General features: G+C 71.0%; 28 protein-coding genes and 1 pseudogene. 14 read left to right on the top strand and 15 right to left on the bottom strand.

Annotated features, from left to right (window positions below; genetic code table 11):
- Positions 1-18 precede the first annotated feature (18 nt).
- Positions 19-1,173 (top strand): FHA domain-containing protein, encoded by a 1,155-nt coding sequence (locus tag IW249_RS03965; RefSeq protein WP_196919560.1) that lies wholly within the window; start codon positions 19-21, stop codon positions 1,171-1,173.
- A gap of 53 nt (positions 1,174-1,226) precedes the next feature.
- Here IW249_RS03965 and rocD read toward each other — a convergent pair whose 3' ends face one another.
- From rocD to IW249_RS03940, 5 genes are all read right to left on the bottom strand, one after another.
- On the bottom strand, positions 1,227-2,441 hold the full coding sequence (gene rocD, locus IW249_RS03960) for an ornithine--oxo-acid transaminase (RefSeq protein ID WP_196924626.1): 1,215 nt from the start codon (positions 2,439-2,441) through the stop codon (positions 1,227-1,229).
- Positions 2,441-3,256 (bottom strand): dimethylargininase, encoded by an 816-nt coding sequence (ddaH, locus tag IW249_RS03955; RefSeq protein WP_196924625.1) that lies wholly within the window; start codon positions 3,254-3,256, stop codon positions 2,441-2,443. The genes rocD and ddaH overlap by 1 nt, the downstream gene beginning before the upstream one ends.
- 531 nt (positions 3,257-3,787) lie before the next feature.
- Entirely contained in the window at positions 3,788-4,687 is a 900-nt protein-coding gene (locus IW249_RS03950) for a thrombospondin (RefSeq protein ID WP_307788510.1), read from the bottom strand.
- Between the two features lie 223 nt (positions 4,688-4,910).
- The gene (locus IW249_RS03945; protein WP_307788509.1) at positions 4,911-5,192 is read right to left on the bottom strand and encodes a hypothetical protein; all 282 of its coding nucleotides are present in this window, start codon (positions 5,190-5,192) and stop codon (positions 4,911-4,913) included.
- Positions 5,189-5,482, bottom strand: coding sequence for a hypothetical protein (locus IW249_RS03940; RefSeq protein WP_196925102.1), 294 nt, complete (start codon positions 5,480-5,482; stop codon positions 5,189-5,191). Before IW249_RS03940 ends, IW249_RS03945 begins: the two co-directional genes overlap by 4 nt.
- Positions 5,483-5,607: 125 nt before the next feature.
- On the opposite strand from IW249_RS03940, the gene IW249_RS03935 reads away from it, so the two are divergent.
- The 3 genes from IW249_RS03935 (at position 5,608) to IW249_RS03925 (ending at position 7,587) form a co-directional block, all read left to right on the top strand.
- Positions 5,608-6,495, top strand: coding sequence for a helix-turn-helix domain-containing protein (locus IW249_RS03935; RefSeq protein ID WP_196919559.1), 888 nt, complete (start codon positions 5,608-5,610; stop codon positions 6,493-6,495).
- Complete coding sequence (locus tag IW249_RS03930) at positions 6,488-6,688, top strand: DUF397 domain-containing protein (protein WP_196919557.1); 201 nt, start codon at positions 6,488-6,490, stop codon at positions 6,686-6,688. The genes IW249_RS03935 and IW249_RS03930 overlap by 8 nt, the downstream gene beginning before the upstream one ends.
- An 89-nt stretch (positions 6,689-6,777) precedes the next feature.
- Positions 6,778-7,587 (top strand): Fpg/Nei family DNA glycosylase, encoded by an 810-nt coding sequence (locus tag IW249_RS03925; RefSeq protein ID WP_196919556.1) that lies wholly within the window; start codon positions 6,778-6,780, stop codon positions 7,585-7,587.
- An 18-nt stretch (positions 7,588-7,605) separates the two neighbouring features.
- Here the strand turns inward: IW249_RS03925 and IW249_RS03920 are convergent, their stop codons facing one another.
- On the bottom strand, positions 7,606-8,487 hold the full coding sequence (locus IW249_RS03920) for an aminoglycoside phosphotransferase family protein (RefSeq protein WP_196919554.1): 882 nt from the start codon (positions 8,485-8,487) through the stop codon (positions 7,606-7,608).
- Between the two features lie 99 nt (positions 8,488-8,586).
- Between IW249_RS03920 and IW249_RS03915 the strand changes: the two genes are divergently transcribed.
- The gene (locus tag IW249_RS03915) at positions 8,587-9,438 is read left to right on the top strand and encodes an LLM class flavin-dependent oxidoreductase (RefSeq protein WP_196919552.1); all 852 of its coding nucleotides are present in this window, start codon (positions 8,587-8,589) and stop codon (positions 9,436-9,438) included.
- On the top strand, positions 9,435-9,860 hold the full coding sequence (locus IW249_RS03910) for a nucleoside deaminase (RefSeq protein WP_196919550.1): 426 nt from the start codon (positions 9,435-9,437) through the stop codon (positions 9,858-9,860). The genes IW249_RS03915 and IW249_RS03910 overlap by 4 nt, the downstream gene beginning before the upstream one ends.
- A 58-nt stretch (positions 9,861-9,918) precedes the next feature.
- Here the strand turns inward: IW249_RS03910 and IW249_RS03905 are convergent, their stop codons facing one another.
- Entirely contained in the window at positions 9,919-10,800 is an 882-nt protein-coding gene (locus IW249_RS03905; RefSeq protein ID WP_196919548.1) for an arylamine N-acetyltransferase family protein, read from the bottom strand.
- A 43-nt stretch (positions 10,801-10,843) separates the two neighbouring features.
- Here IW249_RS03905 and IW249_RS03900 point away from each other — a divergent pair, with 43 nt between their 5' ends.
- The 3 genes from IW249_RS03900 (at position 10,844) to IW249_RS03890 (ending at position 13,968) form a co-directional block, all read left to right on the top strand.
- On the top strand, positions 10,844-11,485 hold the full coding sequence (locus IW249_RS03900; RefSeq protein WP_196919547.1) for a TetR/AcrR family transcriptional regulator: 642 nt from the start codon (positions 10,844-10,846) through the stop codon (positions 11,483-11,485).
- A 267-nt stretch (positions 11,486-11,752) separates the two neighbouring features.
- Complete coding sequence (locus IW249_RS03895) at positions 11,753-13,018, top strand: AGE family epimerase/isomerase (protein ID WP_196919545.1); 1,266 nt, start codon at positions 11,753-11,755, stop codon at positions 13,016-13,018.
- Positions 13,015-13,968: a carbohydrate kinase family protein gene (locus IW249_RS03890; protein WP_196919543.1), complete on the top strand. Its 954-nt coding sequence runs from the start codon at positions 13,015-13,017 to the stop codon at positions 13,966-13,968. The genes IW249_RS03895 and IW249_RS03890 overlap by 4 nt, the downstream gene beginning before the upstream one ends.
- A gap of 191 nt (positions 13,969-14,159) precedes the next feature.
- On the opposite strand, the gene IW249_RS03885 is transcribed toward IW249_RS03890, so the two are convergent.
- From IW249_RS03885 to IW249_RS03875, 3 genes are all read right to left on the bottom strand, one after another.
- The gene (locus IW249_RS03885) at positions 14,160-15,128 is read right to left on the bottom strand and encodes a LacI family DNA-binding transcriptional regulator (RefSeq protein ID WP_196924622.1); all 969 of its coding nucleotides are present in this window, start codon (positions 15,126-15,128) and stop codon (positions 14,160-14,162) included.
- A gap of 72 nt (positions 15,129-15,200) precedes the next feature.
- Positions 15,201-16,580, bottom strand: a complete 1,380-nt coding sequence (locus IW249_RS03880; RefSeq protein WP_196919542.1) for an FAD-dependent oxidoreductase — start codon at positions 16,578-16,580, stop codon at positions 15,201-15,203.
- Between the two features lie 23 nt (positions 16,581-16,603).
- Positions 16,604-17,740, bottom strand: coding sequence for a carboxylate-amine ligase (locus IW249_RS03875; protein WP_196919540.1), 1,137 nt, complete (start codon positions 17,738-17,740; stop codon positions 16,604-16,606).
- Positions 17,741-17,901: 161 nt separating this feature from the next.
- Between IW249_RS03875 and IW249_RS03870 the strand changes: the two genes are divergently transcribed.
- Together IW249_RS03870 and IW249_RS03865 are read left to right on the top strand one after the other, a co-directional pair.
- Positions 17,902-18,195 carry a DUF6412 domain-containing protein gene (locus IW249_RS03870; protein ID WP_307788508.1) on the top strand — a complete coding sequence of 98 codons (294 nt, stop codon included), beginning with the start codon at positions 17,902-17,904 and terminating at the stop codon, positions 18,193-18,195.
- Between the two features lie 102 nt (positions 18,196-18,297).
- Entirely contained in the window at positions 18,298-19,044 is a 747-nt protein-coding gene (locus tag IW249_RS03865; protein WP_196919539.1) for a YidC/Oxa1 family membrane protein insertase, read from the top strand.
- Between the two features lie 5 nt (positions 19,045-19,049).
- On the opposite strand, the gene IW249_RS03860 is transcribed toward IW249_RS03865, so the two are convergent.
- Entirely contained in the window at positions 19,050-19,721 is a 672-nt protein-coding gene (locus IW249_RS03860; protein WP_196919537.1) for a DedA family protein, read from the bottom strand.
- A gap of 69 nt (positions 19,722-19,790) precedes the next feature.
- Complete coding sequence (locus IW249_RS03855) at positions 19,791-20,405, bottom strand: DUF1349 domain-containing protein (protein WP_196919536.1); 615 nt, start codon at positions 20,403-20,405, stop codon at positions 19,791-19,793.
- An 87-nt stretch (positions 20,406-20,492) separates the two neighbouring features.
- Between IW249_RS03855 and IW249_RS03850 the strand changes: the two genes are divergently transcribed.
- Together IW249_RS03850 and fabG are read left to right on the top strand one after the other, a co-directional pair.
- Entirely contained in the window at positions 20,493-22,145 is a 1,653-nt protein-coding gene (locus IW249_RS03850; protein ID WP_196919534.1) for an alpha-amylase family protein, read from the top strand.
- 43 nt (positions 22,146-22,188) lie between these two features.
- A complete protein-coding gene (fabG, locus tag IW249_RS03845) occupies positions 22,189-22,947 on the top strand; it encodes a 3-oxoacyl-ACP reductase FabG (protein WP_196919533.1) in 759 nt (252 codons plus the stop codon).
- Here the strand turns inward: fabG and IW249_RS03840 are convergent.
- The 3 genes and pseudogenes from IW249_RS03840 to IW249_RS03830 form a co-directional block, all read right to left on the bottom strand.
- Positions 22,916-23,442: pseudogene (locus IW249_RS03840) on the bottom strand (hypothetical protein). The gene fabG and the pseudogene IW249_RS03840 overlap by 32 nt on opposite strands.
- Positions 23,435-23,827, bottom strand: coding sequence for a hypothetical protein (locus IW249_RS03835; protein ID WP_196919531.1), 393 nt, complete (start codon positions 23,825-23,827; stop codon positions 23,435-23,437). Before IW249_RS03835 ends, IW249_RS03840 begins: the two are co-directional and overlap by 8 nt.
- A gap of 139 nt (positions 23,828-23,966) precedes the next feature.
- The gene (locus tag IW249_RS03830; protein ID WP_196919529.1) at positions 23,967-24,329 is read right to left on the bottom strand and encodes a cupin domain-containing protein; all 363 of its coding nucleotides are present in this window, start codon (positions 24,327-24,329) and stop codon (positions 23,967-23,969) included.
- 185 nt (positions 24,330-24,514) lie between these two features.
- Here IW249_RS03830 and IW249_RS03825 point away from each other — a divergent pair, with 185 nt between their 5' ends.
- The gene (locus IW249_RS03825; RefSeq protein ID WP_196919528.1) at positions 24,515-25,417 is read left to right on the top strand and encodes a Gfo/Idh/MocA family protein; all 903 of its coding nucleotides are present in this window, start codon (positions 24,515-24,517) and stop codon (positions 25,415-25,417) included.
- Positions 25,418-25,454 lie beyond the last annotated feature (37 nt).

Below are 25,454 nucleotides of genomic sequence, written 5' to 3'. Positions count from 1 at the left end.
CATCGTCCGGAGTGCGGCATGAGATTCGAGATCAGCAAGGTTCTGGATGCCATCGAGGGTCGGGTCTGCACCGACCCGTCACTGGCCCGAGCCGTGGTCGACCTGGCCGAGGTGATCCGCTACCAGGACATCGACGGTGGTCGTCCGGCCAGCCTGCTCCGCCTCGGCATGGTCATCGACGCGCTCTCCCGCGAGCTGGAGGAAGACAGCGTCCAGGTCTACGCGGTGGTGCACCGGGCGTTGCTCTCCGACGCCGACCTCACCTCGAACGAGCGGATGGTCGTCCGCCGCTGGGCCGACGACGGGCTCGTCGAGGTGCTCGACAACCCGGGTGACCGGATGTTGGAGGTCGCCGACCTGCTCGGTCTGCCGGTGCTCAGCCGGGTCCGCTTCGACGGGCTGCGGGGTCGCTTCCCGTGGCTGGTCGAACAGCCCGGTCGGGTGGTCGCCCCGGTGCCCGGCGCCGGCGGGCCGGTGTTCATCGCACACGTCGGCGGTGGCCACTCTCCGGTGGCCGGTAAGCGGTCGCCGACCGGCGCCAAGCTGCTGGCCCGCCAGTGGCGCTGCCCGGAGTCGGGCTGCGCGCTGTTCGGCGGCGGTGGTGGGGGTGGCGCGTTCGCCGACCTGGCCGGGGGTGCCGACCGCAGCCCCGCAGCGCAGCCGCCGCCCGCGCTGCGCAACGGCGTGCCGACCTGCCCCCGACACGGCGTACGGCTCGGTGACGGCGGCCCGCGTCCGCGTACCGAGGTGCTCGCGGTGCGCGTCGGCGGCCTGGTGCGGCGGCGGTTCGTGCTCAGCGAGGAGCAGCCGATCGTGGCCGGTCGGGCTCCCGAGCAGGACGGCGGGATCATGCTCGGGCAGTGGCTCAACGATGAGGCCCGGCGCTGGATCAGCCGTGGTCACGTCCGCTTCGAGCTGCGGGTCGGCGAGGTCATCGTGACCGACGTCAGCACCAACGGCTCCGGTATCCGCCCGGCCGGTTCGATGACGGAGTCCGACCGGATCCCGCTGGCCCCCCAGCAGTCCCGGGTGCTGGGCGAGAACGACATGGTGGAGCTGTACCCGGGGGTCCAGATCGGTCGGGCCGAGGAGTTGCCCACCGGTGCCCCGTTCACCCCCACCTCGGTGATGGCCGAGGCCCCGACCATGGCCATGCGCCTGCCCCGTCCCTGACGCGAAAGGCGGGCGCCGGAACCCCGACGCCCGCCTTTCACCACGTTCCTGGATCAGCCGGCCAGCACCTCGGCCAGCTGGGCCACCGCCAGGTCGATCTCCTCTTCGGTGATCACCAGCGGCGGGGCGAGCCGGATGGTGGAGCCGTGGGTGTCCTTGGCGAGCACGCCGCGCGCGGCGAGCCGCTCACACGCCTCCCGACCGCTCATCAGCGCCGGGTCGATGTCCAGACCGGCCCACAGGCCACGGACGCGTACCCCGACGAGGCCCTTGCCGACCAACCCTTCCAGGCCGGCGCGCAGCCGCTCACCCAGCTCGGCCGAGCGGCGCTGGAACTCGCCGGTGGCCAGCAGCCGGACCACCTCGATCGCCACCGCGCAGGCGAGCGGGTTGCCGCCGAAGGTGGAGCCGTGCTGGCCGGGCTTGAGCACCCCGAGCACGTCGGCGTTCGCGGCCACCGCGGAGACCGGCACGATGCCGCCGCCGAGCGCCTTGCCGAGCAGGTACATGTCCGGCACGACGCCCTCGTGGTCACAGGCGAAGGTCGCGCCGGTACGCCCCAGACCCGACTGGATCTCGTCGGCGATGAACAGCACGTTGCGCTCGGTGCACACCTGGCGTACGCCCGGCAGGTAACCCTCCGGCGGCACCACCACACCCTGCTCGCCCTGGATCGGCTCCAGCAGCACGGCCACTGTGTTCTCGTCGATCGCGGCGGTCAGCGCGTCCAGGTCGCCGTACGGCACGACAGTGAACCCCGGGGTGTACGGCCCGAAGTCGGCGCGGGCGTCCTCGTCGGTGGAGAAGCTCACGATGGTGGTGGTCCGCCCGTGGAAGTTGCCCTCGGCGACCACGATGTTGGCCTGCCCGGCGGCCACGCCCTTGACCTGGTAGCCCCACTTGCGGGCCACCTTGATCCCGGTCTCCACCGCCTCGGCGCCGGTGTTCATCGGCAGCACGAGGTCCTTGCCGCACAGCTCGGCCAGCTCACGGCAGAAGTCGGCGAACTGGTCGTGGATGAACGCCCGGCTGGTCAGCGTCAACCGGTCCAGTTGGGCGTGCGCGGCGGCGATCAACTGCGGGTGCCGGTGACCGAAGTTCAGCGCGGAGTAGCCGGCCAGGCAGTCCAGGTAGCGGCGCCCGTCCACGTCGGTGAGCCAGGCGCCCTCGGCGGACGAGATCACCACCGGCAGCGGGTGGTAGTTGTGCGCAGTCCAACGCTCGGCGTCCCGGACCGCTCCCGGCGTACGCAGGATGTCATCCACTATCACTTGCTTGCCTTTCCCTGACGGAGTCGCAGCGTGCAGCACTTCGGTCCGCCGCCGGCCTTACGTAGCTCGGACAGGTCGACCCCGATGGTCTCGTAGCCCCGGTCGCGCAGCTTGGCGGCCAGGTCGGTGGCCTGCGCGGGCAGCACCACGTGCCGCCCGTCGCTGACCGCGTTCAGCCCCAGCACCTCGGCGTCGGCCATGGTGGCGTGCACCGCGTCGGGGAAGAGCCGGCGCAGCACGGCCCGGCTGCCCGGGGAGAACGCCTCCGGCAGGTACGCCACGGTCCGCTCGTCGAGCACTGTCAACGCGGTGTCCAGGTGGTAGAAGCGTGGGTCGACCAGTTGCATGGTGATCACCGGGTAGCCGAAGACCTCCTGCAACTGGGCGTGTGCGGCGTGCGCCGTGCGGAAGCCGGTGCCGGCCAGCAGGTGGTCACCGGCCAGCAGGACGTCGCCCTCCCCCTCGTTCACGTGCTTCGGGTCGTACATCTCGAAGCCGGCGGCCTCGAACCAGGCCCGGTACGCCGGCGCCTCGTCGGCGCGCTGCGGGTCCCGGAACTGCACGGCCATCGCCTTGCCGTCGATCACGGTGCCGCCGTTGGCGGCGAAGACCATGTCGGGCAGGCCGGGCACCGGAGTGATCTCCTCGACGGTGTGGCCCAGGTCAAGGTACGTCTGGCGCAGCTGCTCCCACTGCCGGACGGCCAGCGCGGCGTCGACCGGCGCGCTCGGGTCCATCCATGGGTTGATCGCGTAATCGACGGCGAAGTACGTCGGCCGGCACATCAACAGGCGCTGGCTGGTGGCGTCCATCGTCATTGTCCTGCTCCCAGGGGTCGGGCGCGCCCGGCCACCGTGGCCCACGGGCTGGCGCCGTTGCTCAACGGTATGCGGCGTCAGCGGCAGGATCCACCACCGAGAGTTGCGCAGACCGAAGATTCGTTGCGTCTGGGAGCTCTGCGAATGCGAATCGTTGCGTCGGAGGCTTCGTGGGCCGGGATTCGTGTTCCGGGCCACCTGCCGCAGGCGTCTCGCGTGGCCTTTGCTCTGCTTCATCGGACGCAACAGCCAACGCCCGGATACCGGACGTGAGGTGTTGCGTCTAGTGAAGCAGAGCAAAGGGGGCGTGCCGGGCGAAGCCGGGCCGTCGCTGGCGCAGGGGTCTCGTTTCCGGGCCGGAGCCCATCCCACCGGGAAGCTGCCAGGCCCTGGAAACACTTCAGGGGCGGCGAACCGCCGCCCCTGAAAGGGTGTCGCCCGGCCGGTGAACCACCGGACTGATCGGGCTGCCGGCGAACCGCCGGCTGTTCGCCGGTGCATCACCGGCGAGCGGAACAGTGCCCGCTAGAAACGATCCACAAACTGTGAGTCAAGCCACTCCCGGAAGCGCTGCACCCAGTCGCCGTCAGTGGTCGGCCAGTCGAACTGGCCGGTCATCGCGAGCACCCCGATCACGACCGCGGCCAGCCCGATCATCACGCCGAAGAGCGCGTCGGTCTTGCCGGCGACGTGCCGACGGCGGGTGGCCATCAGGCCGAGCACCGCGAGCACCGCACCGAACGCGCCGAGCCCGATGCCGTACCCGGCCAGGGTCCCGGTCAGCACGAACATCGCGCCGACGACCGAGACGATCAGGCCGAGGGTGGCGAGCAGGCTGGCGCGCGGCTTCGGGCCACGCGTCACCGGCGGCTCGGGCGTGGTCACGTCCGGAGTCGGGTCGACCGGGCGGTCGGTGGTGACACGGTCGGTGGTGTCGGGCCGACGGGTGGTGCCGTCGAGGTCGGCGTCCCGCTCGGCGGTCCGTGCCGTCGTCGGGGCGACGGTGGGCCGGGACCCGGTCACCAGAGTGTTGGCGGTGCGGGGCTCGGGTGTGACCGGGCTGGTCGTACCGTTCACCGGCTCGGGTGCGACGGGGCGGGTCGTGCCGTTCAGAGGCTCGGGTGCGACAGGGCGGGCGGTGCCCCGCGGCTCGGTCTCCGCCGGTCGTGCGGTGGCGGCTCGGGCCACCGCCGCCCGCTCGTTGGCCCGCCGCTCGGCCTCGCTGGTCTGGTCGCCGGTCGCGCCGGCGCTGCGGTACGTCGTCTGGTCCTCGTCCCGGTCGGTGACCACCGGTCGGCCGACGCTGTCGTCGGACTGGCCGGTCTCGGTGACCGGGGTGTCACGGCCGTCCACGCGGCCGTCGAGGTTCTCGTCCCGCGTCGGTGCCGGCTCGGACCGGCGGGACAGCGAAGGAATCCTGACCACTACACACCTCCTGATGAATGCGTGGTGGCCGACGGAAAGGGTGGCACCCACGCGGTGTCGCCCCCCAAATACCCACCTGGGCGTTTCTTGACACCAATCCTGGGTACGGCCGCCAAGACCCGCCTTGACCGGCCCTCGCCCTGCCTCGGCCTTGGTCCCGGCTCGGCCTTGGTCCCGGCTCGGCCTTGATCGACTCGGTTTTCTGGAGGTCGCGGTGTCCCGCCTACGTGGACACCCCGGTTTCCTTGAACCCGAGTCGATCAGCGGGGGCACGGGTGGGCGCGGCGCGGAGCACCCGCAGGCCGGCCTGTTGCACGAACACCTCCCGCTTGTCGACGGCCAGGCCCTTGTCGTTCAGTACGTAACCGGTCAACCACACCCACCCCTGGTAGGTCGGGCGCGGGTCCACGCTCACCAGTCGAAAGCGCAGCGCCCGGTCACCGGTGAACTGCACTGAGCACGCCTCGCCGATCAGCAGCAGGTCGCCGGGCATGAGTCCGGTCACGTCGGCCAGTGCCCGCGGTTGATCGGGATGCGGTGCCGCGCCCGGCAGGGCAGGTCCGCGCCGCAACGGCACACCGTGCGCCAGCGTGTCCAACTCCAGACCGGACGGTGCCGACGGGCAAGGGTCAGCGCAGTGACCAAGACGTATTCGTTGTACGACACGCGCATTGTGGCGTCCTTCCCGAGGAACAGCGTCACGTCGGCCGATGTGCCGATAAGCGTCCGGGCTATTGTCGACGCCATTCCCGACGCCATTTCTGGGAGTTCCTGACGCGTGACAGCATGTTCCACGCTGGCCACCTTGTGCAACGCCCCGATCGCCCTTAGCCTCAGGCCGTATTGACGCACGAGGAATGGTAAGGAAATGCGTACGGGGTGAAACATCAGGTGTTGCAGGAAGAGAGCGGTGATGTTGCATGACGGATGAAACAAGCGGGTCCACGGTCCCTCGGCGGCAACTCGGACGGCTGCTCACGCAGCTCCGCGAGGATGCCTCCGTGACGCTGGACGCCGCAGCCGAAGCACTGGACTGCTCGCGGCAGAAGGTCTGGCGCATCGAGAAGGGGTTGGTCCCGGTGCGCGTGGTGGACGCCCGCGCGATGTGCGTTCTTTATCGGGTGACCGACGACATGGGGGAGATCGTCGCCAGCCTCGCGAAAGAGACTCGAGCCCGGGGTTGGTGGCATTCGTACGGCGATGTCGTTCCGTCGTGGTTCTCGCTGTACGTCGGCCTGGAATCGTCGGCCACGTTGATTCGCCGATATGACTCGGAGTTGATCCCCGGGCTTCTGCAAACCCGGGAGTACGCCAGCGAGTTGTTCCGGCGGAAGAATCCGACGATGCGCGGGGAGGAACGGGAGAAGCTGGTGGAGGTTCGGCTGCAACGACAGGGCATTCTCGTGCGCCGACTGCCCTCTGCTCCCACCCTGCGGGTCGTTCTGAGCGAGGCCGTGCTGCGGCGCACGATCCCCGATCGGCGGGCGATGGCTCAGCAGTTGCAACACCTGCTCGACGTGGCCGCGCTGCCGAACGTGAGCCTGCGGGTGTTGCCGCTCGCCGCCGGTCCGCCGTTGGCCAGCGAGAGCGGCACCTTCGTCCTGCTGGACTTCCCGCAGGCCTTTGGGAGGGCGTCGACCGAGCCGACCACCGTCTACGTCGAGAACATCACCGGAGCGCTGTACCTGGACAAGCCGGCCGAGGTGGCGGCCTACGAACATGTCTGGTCGGACCTGGAAGCGCTCGCGTCGGGTGAGGCAGAATCAGAGAAAATGATCACTTCGATCACCGAGGAGCATCATGACTGACCTTGCCGGTGCCACCTGGCGCAAGAGCACCCGCAGCGGCGGGAGCGGCGGTGACTGCGTCGAGGTGGCCGACAACCTCCCCGGCGTCGTGGGCGTACGGGACAGCAAGGACCCAACCGGCCCGACACTGACCTTCGCCCCGGCCACCTGGGCCGCGTTCGTGAGCGGAGTCAAGGAGCAGCGTCAGGGCTGACCGTCCCGCCACCCCGAACAACCCACCGCCGGGACGCGAGTCGATCAGCGCGCGGTCCAGTCGGGTGGGGCTGGCTATCCTTGGCACCTGTGCCAGAGGGACACACGATCCACCGCCTGGCGGCCCGGCACGCCGAGCTGTTCGCCGGGGACAAGCTGCACGCCGCGAGCCCGCAGGGCCGTTTCGCCGAGGGTGCCGCCCGGCTCACCGGGACCGTACTGGAGGGCACCGAGGCGTACGGCAAGCACCTGCTGCACCACTACGCCGGCGAGCTGACTCTGCACGTACACCTCGGGTTGTACGGCAAGTTCACCGACGGGTCGGGGGAGCCGCCGGAGCCCGTGGGTCAGGTGCGGCTGCGGCTGGCCAGCGACCGGCACTGGCTCGACCTGCGCGGGCCCACGGCCTGTGAGCTGCTCACCCCACCCGAGGTGGCCGCGCTGCGGGACCGCCTCGGGTCGGATCCGTTGCGCGCCGACGCCGACCCGGAGCGGGCGTACACCCGGGTCGCCCGCAGCCCCACACCTCTCGCCGCGTTGCTGCTGGATCAGTCGGTGGTGGCCGGCACCGGCCTGATCTTCGTGACCGAGGCGCTGTTCCGGGCGGGGCTGCCTCCCACGATGCCGGGACGGCAATTGACCAGGGCCGGGTGGGACGCGCTCTGGGTCGACCTGGTCGGGTTGATGCGGCTCGCGGTCGAGCACGGCCGGATCGACACGGTCCGCGACGCGCACCTGCCCGAGGCGATGGGCCGGCCGGCGCGGGTGGACCGGCACGGTGGCGAGGTGTACGTCTACCGCCGCCCCGGGGCACCGTGCCACGTCTGCGGCACCGAGGTCAGCCGCGGCGAACTGGCCGGCCGCAACCTGTACTGGTGCCGTACCTGCCAAGCCGGCTGACCCGCCCGGTGCCGGACCTCAGGCGCTGTCGAGCAGCCAGCGGACCACGTCGATCTTCTGGGGGAAGACGCTGTCGTCGGCGACGCTCCAGGACAGCGTGTGGCCGATCGTCCAACCCCGGACCCGTTCCCGGTCCAGCCCCAGGTCGGTGCTGAGTCGGTCCAGTCGGTGCCGGACGGCGACCGGCGAGTGCCCCAACTCCGGGCCGCGCACCATCGGCACGACCGAGAATTCCCGTTCTCCGGTCAGCGGCTTCGGGTCGATCGCCAGCCACGGCCCTCGGTCGCCGGGGAGGGCGTCGGCGGCGAGCACGTTGCCGGCGTGCAGGTCCTGGTTGACGAGTACCTGTTCGCCCTGGCTGGATGCCAGGCCGCCGAGCAGGTCGAGCGCCGCGTCGAGCAGCCGCCGCTCGTACGGCCGGCCGGCCTGTTCCCAGGCCCTGGGCATCCGGTCGATCCAACGGGCGGCCTCCTGCGCCAGCGGGGTGAACGGCGCGCCGGCCGGTCGCCAGAGCCGGGGGAGCAGCGCGATCACCGCGTCCAGCGCCCGGTCCAGCGGGAGGTCGTGCAGGGGAGTGCCGGGCTGGCAGCGTTCGAGCAGCAGGGCACGCCGCCCGGGGTCGTGGGCGAGCAGACGGATCGCCGCGTCACCGCCCCAGTGGGCCAACGCGTCGGCTTCGTGCCGGCTTTCCTCGTCGGGGTACTGGAGCTTCAGCACCACCGCAGTGCCGTCGGGCATCTCGGCGGGGAGCGCCAGTGAGGCGTACGCCTGCCGAAAGGGCGGCCCGACCCGCAGCGACCAGCGCTCGGCGCACTCGGCCAGCCACGTGGGAAGTGCGGCCAGCCAGGCGCGACCGGCCGGTGACCCGCGTACCCAGTCGAGCCCCTCGGGCAGTTCCATCTGGTCCTCCTGAACCGTGCGGCGGTTCGTGCCAGCTGCCTGGTGGTTCAGGCGGGCCACGGCGTTCCCACAACGGTCCACAGTGGCTAGCGTGGACGGGTGCAGATTGGTGTGAACGTACCGAACTTCGCCCCGGGAACCGACCCCGACGTGCTGCGTCGGTGGGCGCAGACGGTCGAGGGTCTCGGCTTCGACCTGTTGATGGTCTCCGACCACATAGTGGTGACCCCGGACGTGGCCGAGCAGTATCCGGCGCCGTTCTACGAGCCGTTCACCACGCTGTCCTGGCTGGCCGGGGTGACCAGCCGGGTCCGGCTGGGCACCACGGTGCTCATCGTTCCGTACCGGCACCCGCTGCTGACCGCCCGGATGGCGGCGAACCTCAACCGGCTCAGCGGCGGCCGGCTCGTCCTCGGTGTCGGCGTCGGCTGGGCCCGGCAGGAGTTCGAGGCGCTCGGCGTGCCGTTCCGGCAGCGGGGCGCGCTGACCGACGAGTACCTGCACACCATGCGCGAGGCCTGGCAGGACACCGACGATTACGACACGGCTGCGATCCCGATCTGGGTCGGTGGCAACAGCGAGGCCGGCATGCGGCGCGCGGTACTGCTCGGTGACGCCTGGCACCCGCTGCGGGTCACGCCGGCACGGCTGGCCGAGGCGGTCGGACGACTGACGGACATCGCCGACGAGTTGGGTCGCCCGGTGCCCGCGTTGGTGCCGCGGATCGCGCTCCAGGAGACCCGGGAACCGATCACCGACCCGGACCGGCTCGCCGGTGTCGGCACCATCGATCAGATCTCCGCCGACCTGGACAAGCTTCGTGCGCTCGGCGCGGAGACGGTGGTGCTGGACCCGTTCAACGACGACCTGACCGAGATCCGCCAGCCCGAACGCGCCTGGCGGACCCTTGCGGCAGTGGCCGCACACCACAAGACCCAGGAGGATCGATGACCCCCGACGACGAGAAGTTTCTCCGCCACGCCGTGGAAATCGCCAGGCGGGCGGGGGCTTCCGGCGAACGGCCGTTCGGCTCCTTGCTGGTCGACGCGGCAGGAGTCGTCCTGATCGAGGACCACAACACAGTGGTCTCCGACGCGGACATCAGCGCCCACCCGGAGTTGAAGCTGGCCCGCTGGGCGGCTCGGGAACTCTCTCCCGAGGTGGCCGCCGGCACCACCATGTTCACCAGTTGCCAGCCCTGCCCGATGTGCGCGACGGCGATCGACCGGTCCGGCCTCGGGCGGGTGGTGTACGCCCTGTCGACCGAGCAGTTCGAGGAGGTCAAGCCGGCCACCCCGCCGTTGCCCCCGGTCCGGTACGAGGGGCCGGCGCTGTTCGACGAGGCACGCCAGCCGATCGACGACTACTACTGATCGGAGCCCGTCGGAGCTGCTTGGCTCGGCTGAGCCGACGCTGAGGGTCGCCCAGTGCTCAGGGGGTGGTGCGGACCCGCGCGCGCCACAGGTCGTCCTGGGTGCCTGTCTTGTGCCAGAGGTGGGCGATGCCGTCCGGGCCGAGGTCGTCGAGCGGTACGAGGAAGTCAGTGGACAGCGTTCTGGCGAATTCGTCGACGTCGGCGATCGTTTGGGGGGTGCTGGGGGCGGCGCCGAGCCGGCGCAGCGTCCGGGACAGCAGGACCAGGGTGTGGTCGGCGCTCGGCCGAGCGGCCATGAGCGTGGTGACATACGCCGAGGTGGGGGACGTGGACATTTCCCGGGAGTGGGCGGCGAAGTCGGCGATCTCCCGTGGCCGCAGGCGGAGGTCGTAGGAGGCGATGGTTCCGCCGGGGCGGTGGTGGAAGCGCCAGGTATCAGGATCGAGCCGCTCAAGCCGGTAGGTCAGGCTTCCCTGAGTGTGGTGGCCCTCCCGCATCGGCAGCGGCTGGATGAATCCGTCGCCGATACCGGCGTCGGCCAGCCAGCGTCGGTCACCGAGGTCGACCAGCAGCGCGTTGTGGTTGCCCCACATCGCCTCGCCGCGGGTAGCACGCATGACTGCGGCCTCCACCAGGGTCACCTGGAAACCGGCCAGACGCAGCAGCATGGCCAGGCCGGCGTTCTGCTCGTAGCAGTAACCGCCGCGCCGCCGCCGCACGAGCTTGTCGAACAGTGCCTCCGCATCGAGGGCGATTGGCCGGCCGAGCTGGATGTCGAGGTTTTCGTACGGCACGGCGTGCCGCCAGGCCTGATGCAGTGCGAACAGCGTCTCCACGTCGGCTGCGACGCGCCCGTGGTGCCCGATTCTGCGCAGCATCTGACTCATCGCCACCTTTGTGCCCATCATCAACCTCCTAAGTGGGGGAGCCTCCTCCACTTGTGAAGTGTAAGTGAAAGAGTTCCATCCGTATACTGGTCAGGTGAAGAACGAGAGCCCCAGGCTCCGGGCGGACGCCAGGCAAAACCGCGAACAGATCATCGAGGCGGCCCGCGCACTCATCGCCGAACGCGGTGTCGAAGTGCCGATGGAGGAGGTGGCCCGCCGCGCCGGCGTCGGGGCCGCCACCCTCTATCGCCGATTCCCTGACCGTGACGCTCTGGTGCGCGGGGTCGCGCTGGACGGCTTCGACCGCGTGGTCGCCATCGCTCGCGATGCCGAAGACGAGGAGCCGGACGCGTGGCGTGCGCTCGCACGTTTCGTCCGCCGGTCGGCCGCCGAGCTGAGGTTGGCGACCTGGCTGTCGATCTGGTTCACCAGCACCTGGGAACAGCTGCACGCCGAGCCCGAGGAGCAGCGGCTCCGTCAAGCCCTGCTGAAGATCCTCGACCGGCTCGTCCGCCGCGCCCAGGCCGACGGTGACCTGCGCCCCGACGTGGACGCCGGCGACCTGACCCTCATGATGGCGCTGCTGCTGCGGCCACTACCCGGCCTGCGCGCCGAACTCACCCAGCGCAGCGTGGACCGCTACCTGACCCTCATGCTCGAGGGCCTGCGTGCTGGCCCGGACATCCAGGACCTTCCCCCCGCCGAGATCGGCCTGGTCGACCTCGGGGGCGCCTGATGGATGGGGGGAGGCGGACATCGCGACAGCCGGGCGACCGTCCCCGTTGCGGTGTGACGCAGCCGGAATTGACAGTCGGCCGGCTGTCGGAGCAGGGTTGAGCGGTGACAACGATGTCAACGGGCAAATGGGGGCAAAAGCCCCGGCTGCGGGTTGACCCTGGCCAGTCGATTCGTGGCGTACCGTTGGCGGTTTTGCGGCGCGGACCCGGTCCGTCCGCCGATCCTGGCCGTATGTCCCTTTCCTACCCGACGGTGACCAGCTGAAATGACCGACGTGCCCCGATCCGACGCCGCAACGACACCCGCCCCGGCAGGGTCGCCAGACCTGCCCGATCTGGACGAGTTCCTCGTCGACCAGACCCGGACGCTGCTCGACACCGCCCGCCGCTCGGTCCGGCCCGAGGGCGGCTTCTGGTGGCTCACCGACGACCGCACCCCGGACCGCGGCGAACCGATCCACACCTGGATCACCTGCCGGATGACCCACGTGGCCGCCCTTGCCCACCGCAACGGCGACCCGGACGCCGCCGCCCTGGTCGACCACGGGATCGCCGCGCTCAGCACACTGCTGCGCGACGACCGGTACGGCGGCTGGTTCGGGGCGGTGGACCAGCAGGGAGTGCCCGTCAACGACCGCAAGGCCGGCTACGACCACGCGTTCGTCCTGCTCGCCGCCTCCAGCGCCGCACGCGCCGGCCGGCCCGGCGCGGACACGTTGCTCGCCGACGTGCTGACCGTCGTGCGGGACCGATTCTGGGACGACGACGCCGGCGCGGTCCGCGAATCGTGGAACCGGGACTGGACGGTCACCGAGGACTACCGGGGCGCCAACAGCAGCATGCACATGGTCGAGGCGTACCTCGCCGCTGCCGCCGCCACCGGCGACGCGAGCTGGGCCGACCGGGCCCTGCGGATCGCCACCCACCTCGTGCACGGGGAGGCGGCCCGGCACGACTGGCGACTGCCCGAGCACTTCACCACCGACTGGACGCCGCTGCCCGACTACAACCGGGACCAGCCCGCCGACCCGTTCCGGCCGTACGGCTCCACCATCGGGCACTGGCTGGAGTGGGCCCGGCTGCTGCTGGAGTTGGAGGCGGTCCTGCCGCAGCCGCCCAGCTGGCTGCTCACCGACGCCCGTGCCCTGTTCGCCGCGGCCGTTCGTCGCGGTTGGGCGGTCGACGGCGCGGACGGCTTCATCTACACGATCGACTGGGACGACCGGCCGGTGGTGCGCTCCCGGATGCACTGGGTTCTCGCCGAGGCCATCGGGGCGGCGATCACAGTGCACCGCCGCACCGGGGACGCGGTCTACCTCGACTGGTACCGGGTCTTCTGGGCGTACGCCCGCCGCAGTCTCATCGACCAGACCGGATGGCGGCACGAGTTGGACGCGCAGAACCTGCCCGCCGACACGGTCTGGCACGGCCGACCAGACGTCTACCACGCGTACCAGGCGGTACTGCTGTCCCGCGCGGCCGACGGGCTCGGTGGCCCCGGCCCGCTCGCACCGGGGGAGGTGACCGCGTGATCGTCGTCGCGGGTGAGGCTCTGATCGACCTGGTCGTCACCGCCGAGGGGCAGCGGGCCGTGCCCGGCGGCTCCCCGGCGAACGTCGCTGTCACAGTGGCCCGGCTCGACCAGCCGGTACGGCTGCTGGCTCGGCTCGCCAGCGACGACTACGGTCGGCAACTCGTCGAGTATCTGAGTGCCAACCGGGTGGACCTGGAGTGGGCGGTGCACGCCGAGGAGCCCACGTCGGTGGCGGTGGCCACCCTGAACGCCGCCGGGCAGGCCAGCTACGAGTTCCGACTGGCCGGTGCCGCGGACTGGCAGTGGACTCCGCAGGAGCTGCCCGAGTTGGCCGGCTCACCCGCGATCGCGCTGCACACCGGCTCCCTGGCACTCGCGTTGGCGCCCGGCGCCGAGGCGTTGGAGGGCCTGCTCGCCCGAGAACGCCAGCGGGACGGGCTCACCATCTCCATCGACCTCAACCTGCGGCCGAGCATCGTCACCGACCGGGCGGCGGAGCAGGAGCGGGTACGCCGGCAGGTCCGTCTCGCGCACCTGGTCAAGGCCAGCGACGAGGACCTGGCCTGGCTCTACCCGGACCGTTCGGTGGCCGACGTGATGACCGAATGGCGTACGGCCGGCGTGTCCTGTGCCGTGGTGACCCGGGGCGGGGACGGCGTCTGGCTGCTCGCGCCCGACGGCTCGCTGCACGAGGAGCCGGCGGTCCGCACCACGGTGGTCGACACCGTTGGCGCCGGCGACTCGTTCACCGGTGGCCTGCTGGCCGCACTGGCCGACCTCGATGCGCTCGGCGACCGCCCAGCCGACCGGCTCGCTGCCGTCACTCCGCAGCAGTGGGGCACAGTGCTGCGCCAGGCCGCGACCGTGGCCGCACTGACCTGCGGCCGTCGGGGTGCCGACCCGCCCCGCCGCTCGGAGGTAGCGGCCCGCCTCACCCCCGCAAACTGACCCCTTTGCTCTGCACCCGCGGATGCGACGGCTACGAGCCGTGCCCGGTCGTGCCCGGTGCCCGGTCGTGACCGGCGCGCATCAGGGTGCAGAGCAAAGGAGGGGGCAGGGGGTTGTCTGCCCTGCTCCTCCGGGGCGAGCACGTCCTGCTCAACGCTCGCGGTTCCGCCACCGGAGGGGGTGGGCGGGGGTCAGGTCAGGCCGCGGGGTCGGAGCCGCGTGGGGAGCACTGTGGTTGTCGGTGGGGAGTCGTCGCCGGCTATGCGCTCGAACAGCCGTTCTGTGGCGACCCTCGCCAGCTCCCGGGTGTCGTAGGCGACGACGGTCAGCGGTCGGGGCATCAGGTGGGCCAGCTCGAAGTCGTCGAAGCCGACCAGCGCGGCGTCGCTGCCCCGCCGGTGCAGCTCCTGGAGCGCACCGACGGTGAGCCGGTTGTTGGCGCAGAAGAACGCGGTCGGCGGCTCCGGGAGGTCGAGCAGCGCGGCGACCGCCCGACCGGCCTCCTCGGGAGCGATGAGCCGTTCACGGATCAGTGACTCGTCCGGTTCGACACCAGCGGCGTCCAGCGCCGCCCGTGCACCGGCCAGCCGCTCACGCATGGTGGGCACGCTCGGCGCGCCGAGCAGCAGCCCCACCCGGCGGTGGCCCTCGTCGAGCAGCGCACTCACCCCGGCGTGGCTGCCACCCCGGTTGTCCAACAGCACCGCGTCGGCTTGCAGCCCCTGCGGCGGCCGGTCCAGGAACACCACAGGCATGCCCAACTCGACCTCGCGCCGCAGGAACGAGTGGTCCAGGCCCGCCGGCACCACCAGCAGGCCGTCGACCCGGCGCTGGGTGAAGTCCTGGAGCAGGGCGCGTTCCCGCTCCGGGTCCTCCTCCGACGACGCGGTGATCAGCATGGTGCCGTGGGCGGCGGCGATCTCGGCGGCGACGCTGGCGATCGTCGCGTAGAACGGGTTGGCGATTTCCTCGATCAGCAGGCCGACGGTGGCGTTGAGCTGCCGGGAACGCAGGTTGCGAGCGATGTCGTTACGCCGGAAGCCCAGCTCGGCGATGGCGGCCAGCACCCGGCCGACCAACTCCTGCCCCACCGGCTCGTCGTTCACGACCCGGGAGACCGTCTTCAGGCTGACGTCGGCGCGCCGGGCCACGTCGACCATCGTGGGACGCCGACGTACGGTCGGCCGGGTCGGGGTCTGGGTCACGGGGTGTTCCTCCACGGCGGGCGCGGGTCAACGGTCGAGGGCGGCGAGCGCGTCGACAGCTTTACGGGCGGCGATGAGCACCGGATCCCACACCGGCGCGTACGGCGGAGCGTAGCCCAGGTCCAGCTGCGTCATATCGTCCACCGTCATGCCGTTCCACAGCGCCACGGCCAGCGAGTCGATCCGTTTGGCCGCCTCGGACCAACCGACGATCTGCGCGCCGAGCAACCGGCCGCTGGGGCGCTCGGCGATCAGCTTGACAGTCATCGGCCGGGCGCCCGGGTAGTAGCCGGCCCGGTTGGTCGACTCGGCGATCACCGAGACGAACTCGAAGCCGGCGGCCGTGGCGTCGCGCTCGCGCAGACCCGTCCGGCCCACCTCCAGGTCGCACACCTTCGTCACCGCCGTGCCGATCACGCCGGTGAAGGTGGCGTACCCGCCGCCGATGTTGATGCCGGCGACCCGTCCCTGCTTGTTGGCGTGCGTGCCGAGCGGCACGTGCACCGGCAGCCCGCTGACCCGGTGCAGGGTCTCCACGCAGTCGCCGGCCGCCCAGATCCCCGGGTGCCCGGGCACCCGCATCCGCCGGTCCACCCGGATCGCGCCGGTCGGCCCGAGGGGCAGCCCGGCCGCCTCCGCGAGCGCGGTGTTGGGGCGTACGCCGAGACCCATGACCACGACGTCGGTCGGGATCGGCCCCTCGGCGGTGACGACGGCGGACACCCGGCCGTCCCGTTCCTCAAGGCCGGTAACCGGCAGGCTGCCGCGGATCGTGATGCCGAGGCCGCGCATCGCGTCGGCGACCAGCTCGCCCATGTCGCTGTCCACCGTCGACATGGGCTGCTCGCCCGCTTCCACCAGGGTCACCGAGAGGCCGCGTTGGATCAGGGCCTCGGCGATCTCGACGCCGATGTAACCGCCGCCGACCACCACGGCCCGGCGCGGCTGCGGGTCGGCGTCCAGCCAGTCGCGCAGCGCCGCACCGTCGTCGAGGGTCTGCATGCCGAACACGCCGCCCGCGTCGGTGACCGCCCACGACGGCTTCACCGGCACCGCGCCGGTGGCGTACATCAGGTCGTCGAAGCGCTCGCGGACCTCGCCGCCGCCCTTCAGGTCCCGGGCCACCACCTCGCGGCGTTCCAGGTCGATGGCAGTGACCTCGTGGCGCATCCGCACGTCCATCGCGTACTCGGTGCGGAACGTCTCCGGGGCCCGGGCGATCAACGCCTCGGGGCCGGGCACCAGGCCGCTGATCCAGTATGGGATGCCGCACGCCGAGTAGGAGGTGAAGTGGCCCCGCTCGAAGACCACGATCTCCAGGTCGCCACTGTCACGACGGCGTCGGGCCTGGGACGCCGCCGACATTCCGGCGGCGTCCCCGCCGATGACGATCAGCCGTTGCGCCACGGGTCCATCCTGTCACGCGGTGATCAGCCGCGGGTCTGCCGCGCGACGTCCTGCACCACGTCGGTGAGTTTGCCGGTGCGCTCGAACACCGCGCGTTGGCGTGCCGCGCCGCTGCCGTGCCGACGCAGGCCGCCCAGGAGGTCGGTCACCTCGGCCCAGTCGCCGTGCTGCTCCAGCGCCGGACGCATCCGCTCCACGAACCGGTCCAACAGCTCCCAGGTTGGGCGTAGTTCACCGTTCGTGACGTCGACGGCCTCGCCTTCCAGGCCGTCATGGGCGGCTCGCCAGTGCGCCCCGACCAGCAAGTGGTGGTCGGTCTGCAACGCTGGCCGGTCGGACTCCACATCCGCCATGGCGGTGGCCACCAGCGCCCGGACCAGCGCGGCGACCAGCACCGCGTCGTCCACCGACGGGCAGACGTCGCCGATCCGCAGCTCAACGGTCGGGTACTTCGCCGACAGCCGGGCGTACCAGTAGAGCATTCCCTCGTCGAGCATCACCCCGCTGGAGATCAACTGCCGGATCAGCCGCTGGTAGTGCTCGTGCGACTCCAGAAACGGCGTCGGCGCCACAGACGGCCAACGCTCCCACTCCACCGAGCGCCAACTCGCGTAGCCGGTGTCCTCGCCCCGGGAGAACGGCGAGTTGGTGGTGACGGCGTGCAGCATCGGCAGCCACGGCCGTACGTGGTTGAGCACCTGCACGCCGGTGTCCGGGTCGGGCACCCCCACGTGCACGTGCATGCCGTTGTTGCCGGGGCCGGGAACGAGCAGCCGGAACCGCTCGATCATCCGGTCGAAGCGGGGCTTGTCCACCACCGGTGGCACCGGGCCGTCCACCGGGCCGGTGCCGATGGCGAGCAGGCGTACGCCGGCCCGCTCGGCGGCGTCGGAGAGCGCCCGACGCAGGACGCCGAGGGAGTGCCGGATCGACGAGAGTTCCAGGCCGGGCGGGCTGCCGATCTCGATCTGACTGGTCTGGAACTCCCGCTCCACCTGTCCGCGAAGTTCGGCCGGCACCTGCTCCATGACCAGGTCCACGGCCGGAACCGCAGCCCCGGTGTGCGGGTCGACGAGCAGGAACTCCTCCTCGACACCCACGGTGAGCAACCCGGTCGCCGCAGCCATGTCGCTGGGCGCCTCTGCCACCTGACCCGTCATCACATCACCCGTCCGTTTCCACCGTTCGCGGTCCGTCCGCGTCGGTCCGCCGTTGGTTACCCAACGTGGCGATGCCGGGAAACGTGGCGGCGACACGTCGTACTCGGAGCGGGCCGCAGGATTCGGCTGGGCGACGTGACAGCGGGTCCTATGCTGAGCCCGTGCCGGTGCTGCTGGGCTTTTTCGGGGTCGCGTGGATGTCCGCGTTCGCCCAGCTCACAGTGCTCGCGGGCCGACCGGTCGACCTGCTCGCCGGCGCCGCGTTGACCGCCCTGGTGCTGCTCGCCGTGGTGCTGGCGGCCCGGGTGCACGACCGGGCGGGCCCACCCGGTGCCGGGCCCCGGTGGGCCGGCCTGCGGGCCCGCTCCCGAAGTCGCCGAATGCCCCGCCAGATCGACCCCGATGCCGCCGGTCGGCCTCGTCCCCGCGCTCCGGGACACCCCTCGGCCGCGTAGCGTCTCGCCGCCGCGCGGCCGATCCCGCCGTCACCGGCCCCCCTTGCTGAGCGGATGCCGCCCAGGGGAGGGCCTCACCGGAATCGGACCGAGGGGTTTCCCATGCTTGCCTTCGCACCACTGCATGACGCTGTCGCCGCTGCCGGCAGCGCGCTGTCCTGGCTCACCGAGCTGCTCGAACCACTGGCCGGCGGTGCGGCGACCGCCGCGGCGATCGTGCTCTTCACCATCGCCGTCCGCCTGCTGATCTCGCCGCTGACGGTCGCGCAGGTCCGCGGCGAGCGGCGCCGCGCGGCGCTCGCCCCACAGGTGCGTGACCTTCAGCAGCGGTACCCCGACGACCCGGCGACGCTTCAGCGCGAGGTGTTCACGTTGTACCGCGAGGCCGGCGCGAACCCGATCGCCGGCTGTCTGCCGTTGCTCATCCAGGCGCCGTTCCTGCTGGTGCTGTACCGGTTGTTCAGCACCAGTGAGGGCGGCACCGGGTTGCTGGACGAGCGGTTGGCCGGCGTGCCACTGGGTCACCATCTCACCGAGGGGCTGGCCGGTGCGGCCGGACCGCTGTTCGGCGTACTGCTGGTGGTGTTGTTGGCGGTGGCCTGGTGGTCGTCGCGGCGGGCCCGTCGGGCGTCGGCGGCGGTGGGCACGGTGGCCGGTACGCCGACCGAGGGGCCGGGGGCGGCCACGCTCGGCCGGCTGCTGCCCCTGCTGCCGTTCACGACCGTGCTGGTGGCGCTGGTGCTGCCGCTCGCCGCGGTGATCTACCTGGTGACCACGAGCGTGTGGTCGGCCCTCGAACAGGCGGTACTCCGGCGACCCCAGGCGGTTCCGTCGCCGGCTGACCGGTAACGCGATCAGCGACCGGCGGTCACCGACCGCCGGTCGTCGCGGTTCCGACGCTTACGAACCTTACGGATCACCCAGCTGGCCACCAACACGGCGAAGACCGCGACGATCGCGTAGTTGAACCAGTCGCTGTAGCGCTCGACGTCCTGCCAACGGCTCCCGAGCCCGTAGCCGGCTCCCACGATGAGACCGTTCCACACCCCGCTGCCGATGGTGGTGAGCAGGATGAACTCACCCAGCGGCATCCGGTTGGCTCCGGCCGGCACGGAGACCAGGCTGCGGACCACCGGCACCACCCGACCGATCAGCACCGCCCACCGACCGTGCCGCTCGAACCACTTGTCGGCCTTCTCCAGGTCGTCGCGGTCCACCAACGGGATGTGGTCCAACCAGCGCTTGAGCCGTTCCTCGCCCAGCGCCGCGCCCAGCCAGTAGAGCACCAACGCGCCGACCAGCGAGCCGACAGTCGCGGCCAGCACCACGAGGAAGACGTTGAACTTGCCCTCGTGCGCCAGGAAGCCGGCGAGCGCCAGCACGATCTCGCTGGGGATCGGCGGAACGATGCTCTCCAGCGCCACCAGCAGCGCCACGCCGACCGGGCCCATCACCTCGATCACCGAGGCCACCCAGCCGGTCAACCCGGTGAACCCGGACGGGTCGCCAGCCTGGGCGTACGCCATGGTCGTCCTTCCGGTCGGCTCTCGGGGATCGGATGGTCATACCCAGCCGGGCCCGAGCTACACCTGCGCTCAGTGCTCCGGGTGCAGCGCGGTGTCCGCCGGCCCCTGCCTCCAGCCGGTGAACACCACTGTCAGACCGGCGCGGGACGGCGCGCAGCAGAACGGGCCGGCCATGGCCTCGGCCGTCGGGTCCAGCGGGGCGAGGCGGACCAGTCGCCACGGCTCGTCGTCGACCCGGGCGCGGACGGTCAGCGCGTCGCCGGCCCGGCTGACCCGGATGGTCACCTCCCGGCCCGCCCACTCCGGCACCGGCCCCACCGACCAGTCGGAGAATTCCCGGGTCACCACCGCGCCGAGCTGCACCTCGCCGTCGCTGATCTCCACACCGGCCTTTGTCCAGGTCCGTTCGTCGACCCGGACGAACGCACCGGCCTGGTCGAACTGCGCCGAGAAGTCGAGCCGGAAGCTCACCTCCATGGCGGTGCCCACCGGCAGCGGTGCCAGCAGGGCCGGGCCGTTGTCGTGCACGAAGCCGTAGCTGGTCCGCCGCCAGAAGTCGCTGTCGGCGGCCGGCTCGACGACCAGCTCGCCGGCCGGGCCCTCCTCGACGCGTACCGGCGGGTGCAGCCAGCTACCCCGGGACCAGTCCAACAGTTCGCTCGGCGGTACGAGGTCGTTCTCCATGACCGGCACGGTAACCAACGCCGCCCGCCGCCCGCCCGCCCGCCGGACGGGTTTGCCGCAGCGGTGGATCGGAGATGTTCCTCCGGCATGGGTGACCGTTGGTATTCCGAAGCCGTCGTCTACTGCCTCGACATCGACACGTACGCCGACTCCGACGGCGACGGGGTCGGTGACATCCGTGGGTTGATCGGGAGGCTGGACTACCTGGCCCGACTCGGGGTGACCTGCCTGTGGCTGCACCCCATCCACCCGTCGCCCAACCGTGACGACGGCTACGACGCCACCGACTTCTACAACGTGGACCCGCGCTTCGGCACCCTGGGCGACTTCGCCGAGCTGCTGCACCAGGCGCAGAACCGGGGCATCCGCGTGATCATCGACCTGGTGGTCAACCACACCTCCGACGAACACCCGTGGTTCCAGTCCGCCCGCTCGTCGCCGGACTCGCCGTACCGGGACTGGTACGTCTGGTCCGACACCGAGCCGGACGACCGGCACCAGGGCATGGTCTTCCCCGGCGAGCAGGACGAGACCTGGAGTTACGACCGGACCGCCAAGGCGTGGTTCTATCACCGGTTCTACAAGTTCCAGCCGGACCTCAACTTCGCCAATCCGCAGGTCCGCGACGAGATCAAGAAGATCATGTCGTTCTGGCTCCAGCTCGGCGTCTCCGGCTTCCGGATGGACGCGGTGCCGTTCATCATCGAGCTGACCGAGCCGGGCAACCCGAACTCCCCGAAGGACTTCGAGTTCCTCACCGAGATGCGCCAGCACGTCCAGTGGCGCCGCGGTGACGCCGTCCTGCTGGCCGAGGCGAACGTCGAGCCGGACCAGCTACCGACGTTCTTCGGCGACGCCAGCGGTTCCGGCAACCGCATCCACATGCTCTTCGACTTCATGCTCAACGGTCGACTCATGCTGTCCCTGGCCCGGCAGGACCCGGAATCGTTGATCGACGCGTTGCACGACACCCCGAAGCTGCCGGTCGGTGGGCAGTGGGCCACCTTCCTGCGCAACCACGACGAGATCGACCTGTCCCGGCTGACTACCGAACAGCGCAACCAGGTGTACGCGGAGTTCGGCCCGGACGAGAACATGCGCATCTACGACCGGGGCATCCGTCGCCGGCTCGCCCCGATGCTCGGCAACGACCGGCGGCGCATCGAGCTGGCGTACGCCCTCCAGTTCTCGATGCGCGGCACGCCGGTGCTGCGCTACGGCGAGGAGATCGGGATGGGCGAGGACCTGTCGCTGCGGGGTCGGGACGCGATCCGTACCCCGATGCAGTGGTCGTACCAGCCGAATGCCGGCTTCTCCACGGCGGACCCGGAGAAGCTGGTCCGCCCGGTGATCGAGAAGGGCGAGTTCGGCTACCAGAACGTCAACGTCACCGCCCAGCGGGGCGACCCGAAGTCCCTGCTCGCCTGGTTCGAGCGCATGATCCGTACGCTGCGGGAGGCACCGGAGATCGGCTCCGGCTCGACCAGCCACATCGACGTGCCGGTGCCGCCGGGCGTGCTGACGCACCGGGCGGACGGGCCGACCGGGACGATGGTCTTCGTGCACAACCTGGGCACCGACGACGTCGAGGTGGACCTGAGCAGCCTCGAACCGGAGGCCGACCTGCCGATCGACGTGCTCGCCGACCGCGGCTACGGAGAGCTGGGCAAGCTCGGCGCGGTGAAGGTCTCCGGCTACGGATACCGGTGGATTCGCCTATGCCGAGGGTCGGCCTGTTGACGTTAAGCTCCTCCGATCGACCCCACGTTACCGGGAGGTAATCATGTCGGAGGAGTCCCGCGTCGCCATCGTCACCGGAGCCGCACGCGGCATCGGCGCGGCCACCGCCCGACGGCTGGCCGCCGACGGGATGGCCGTCGCCGTGGTCGACATCGAGGAGGCGGCCACCAAGGAGACGGTGGACGCCATCGCCGCCGAGGGCGGCCGGGCGCTCGGGGTGGGCGCCGACGTGTCCGACCGGGACCAGGTCGAGGCGGCGGTGAGCCGGATCGCCGCCGAGCTGGGCGCGCCCACCGTGCTGGTCAACAACGCCGGTGTGCTCCGCGACAACCTGCTGTTCAAGATGACCAACGCCGACTGGGACACGGTGATGGGGGTGCACCTGCGCGGCGCGTTCCTGTTCAGCCAGGCGGCCCAGAAGCACATGGTGGACCGGAAGTGGGGGCGGATCGTCAACCTCTCCAGCACCTCCGCGCTGGGCAACCGGGGCCAGGCGAACTACGCCGCCGCCAAGGCCGGCCTGCAGGGCTTCACCAAGACGCTCGCCATCGAGCTGGGGCCGTTCGGGGTGACCGTGAACGCCGTCGCACCCGGCTTCATCGTCACCGACATGACAGCGGCCACCGCCGCCCGGATGAAGGTCGACTTCGACGACTTCCAGAAGCACGCCGCCGCCGAGATCCCGGTCCGTCGCCCGGGCCGGCCGGAGGACGTCGCGCACACCATCTCGTTCCTGGCGAGCGAGGGCGCCGGCTTCGTCTCCGGTCAGGTCATCTACGTCGCGGGCGGCCCACGGGACTGACCCGTACTCCCGACGAGGGCGCTCCGGCAGGTAGGCCGGCGCCCTCGTCGTCGGGCGGGTCAGGCGGGCGCGCGGTGGTCAGGCCGGTGCGCGGCGGGTGCGCCAGAGCCAGATCAGGCCGAGCACCGGCAGCACCAGCGGGATGTAGCCGTACCCGCTGCCGAACTGCGACCAGACCGTCTCGTCCGGGAAGAGTTCCCTGTCGACCAGGCTCAGGATGCCGACCGCGACCACCCCGACCAGCTCCACGGAGCAGCACGCCAGCGCGACCCGTCGGCCGGTGTGCCCGGCGCGGGCCAGCCCCACCGCCGCCACGATGTAGATGAGCGCGGCCACCCCGGAGAGCAGGTACGCCACCGGCGCCTCGTCGAACTTGGTGGCGAGTTGCAGACCCGCCCGACTCGTCGCCGCGATGGCGAAGAGCAGGTAGACCGCGATCAGCAGCCGACCCGGGCCGGAGTTCGTACGCCGGGGGGCCGGTCCTGTCTCAACCACCGAGCACCTCCCAGGTCTGCTGCAACCGGACCACCACCACCGGGGCCACCAGGCAGACCGCGCACACGATCGCCGAGCCCCAGCGGGTCGGTTCCATCCGGGCCAGCACCCAGGCCAGTGGCGGCAGGCACACCAGCGTGACCAGGTAGCCGAAGAAGGCGCCGGGCTCGCCGGGCCGATCCCCGCCGCCGACCGCGACGAGCGCCAGCACGCTCAACACCAGCAACGCCACTTCGAGTACGGCCAGACCGACGAACTGCACCTGGTCCGGCGGCCGGTGGCGTACCGCCGCCACCAGCGCCCACACCGCCACGAGCAGTGACAGCACGATCGGCACTGTCGCGACGATCCCATCCACCGGCGAGTCGGCGCCCACGCTGGTCACCGGCACCACCCGGTCGTTGCCTCGGTCACCGGCACAGCCTACTAACCGTCGTAGTAAAGGGATGCCCTGCCTCTCCGCGTGTGACGCGCGCCTGTCGCTGTGGCCGCAGCCCCCGTTCCCGACGCCGTTCGGGTGGGCGTCAGTCGTCCCCTTGCAGCCAGTAGACGGAGACGGCAAGGAGCGGATCCGGTCCGTCGTTCCGGATCTGGTGCGGCACAGTGCTGTCGAACGCCACGACGTCTCCGGCCCGCAGGACGCTGGCCTGGTCGGCGAAGGTCACGGTTCCGGTTCCGGCCACGATGATCCACACCTCACGAGACCGGTGGACGTCGAGATCGTTGGACGTGTTCGGGGCCACCGACCAGCGCGCAACCTCGAACGGAGCGGGCGCCGTTGACGGAAACGGCAGCAGCGCGCGGTGCACGGGGCCACCCTCGGTGAAGTCGTACCAGTGGTCGAAGGTCACGACACCGCTGGTCGTCGCTGGATTCGTGCTCGGCATGTCCTCGAGACTGCCTCGCCGTACCTGGGGTGTCTGGCGGCATTCGGACCTGACGTCACCGAGAGCGGAAACGGCGGTGGGCTGCTTCGATTGGTCGAACCCGCCGCCGTCATGACCGCCGGGGAGACTAGCGTGGATCACGTCCGTGGCGTTGCCATGGTGCGGGGAAAACAGCGGAGGTACACGTGCTGCGGTTCGGCTTGTTCGGCACCGGTCACTGGGCGATCGAGACGCACGGGAAGGCGCTGCACGCACATCCCGACGCCGAGTTGGTCGGGGTGTGGGGGCGCAACCCGGAGCGAGCGTCAGCGCTTGCCGAGCGGTACGGGGTGCCTGCCTACGCCGACGTCGACGCGCTGATCGAGCAGTGTGAGGCGATCGCCGTCGCCCTGCCGCCGGACATCCAGGCCGACATCGCGGTCCGGGCCGCCCGCGCCGGCCGGCACCTGCTGCTGGACAAGCCGCTGGCGCTCAGCGTGGCCGACGCCGACCGCGTCGTGGCCGCCGCCGACGAGTCCGGGGTCGCCTCGGTCGTCTTCTTCACCCAGCGGTTCCAGCCGAACGTGACAGCGTTCCTCGCCGCCACCGCCGCCGCCGGGGGCTGGCAGCACGGCCGGACCACCGCGTTCGCGTCGATCTTTCATGAGGGCAGCCCGTACGGCGGCTCGTTGTGGCGTCGCGAGCACGGGGCGCTCTGGGACATCGCCCCGCACGCCCTCTCGATCCTCCTGCCGGTGCTGGGCCGGGTGACGCAGGTGGCGGCGATGGACGGCCCGAACGGGATGGTGCACCTGCTGCTCACCCACGAGGGGGGTGCCACGAGCAGCGCCTCACTCTCCCTGGATGCCCCGACCGAGTCGATGGCCCGGGAGTTCGTGTTCTACGGCGAAAACGGCATCGAGAACGTCCCGTTCGGCGAGAACGACGCCGCCACCGCGTTCGGCGTCGCCATCGACCAGCTCGTCGAGCAGGTGCGGGCCGGCAGCCGGGATCACCGCTGCGACGTCCGCTTCGGCCGTGAGGTCGTCACCATCCTCGCCGCCGCCGAAACCGCCCGAGCAGAAGCCCGCACAATCCCCCTCCCGTAACCCCACGCCCGGTGATCATGAAGTTAGCGGCGCGACA

The sequence above is a fragment of the Micromonospora vinacea genome, assembly GCF_015751785.1.
Taxonomy (GTDB): Bacteria; Actinomycetota; Actinomycetes; order Mycobacteriales; family Micromonosporaceae; genus Micromonospora; species Micromonospora vinacea.
Note: the sequence above shows the minus strand (reverse complement) of the source record. Positions and strands in the feature narration are given on the sequence as shown.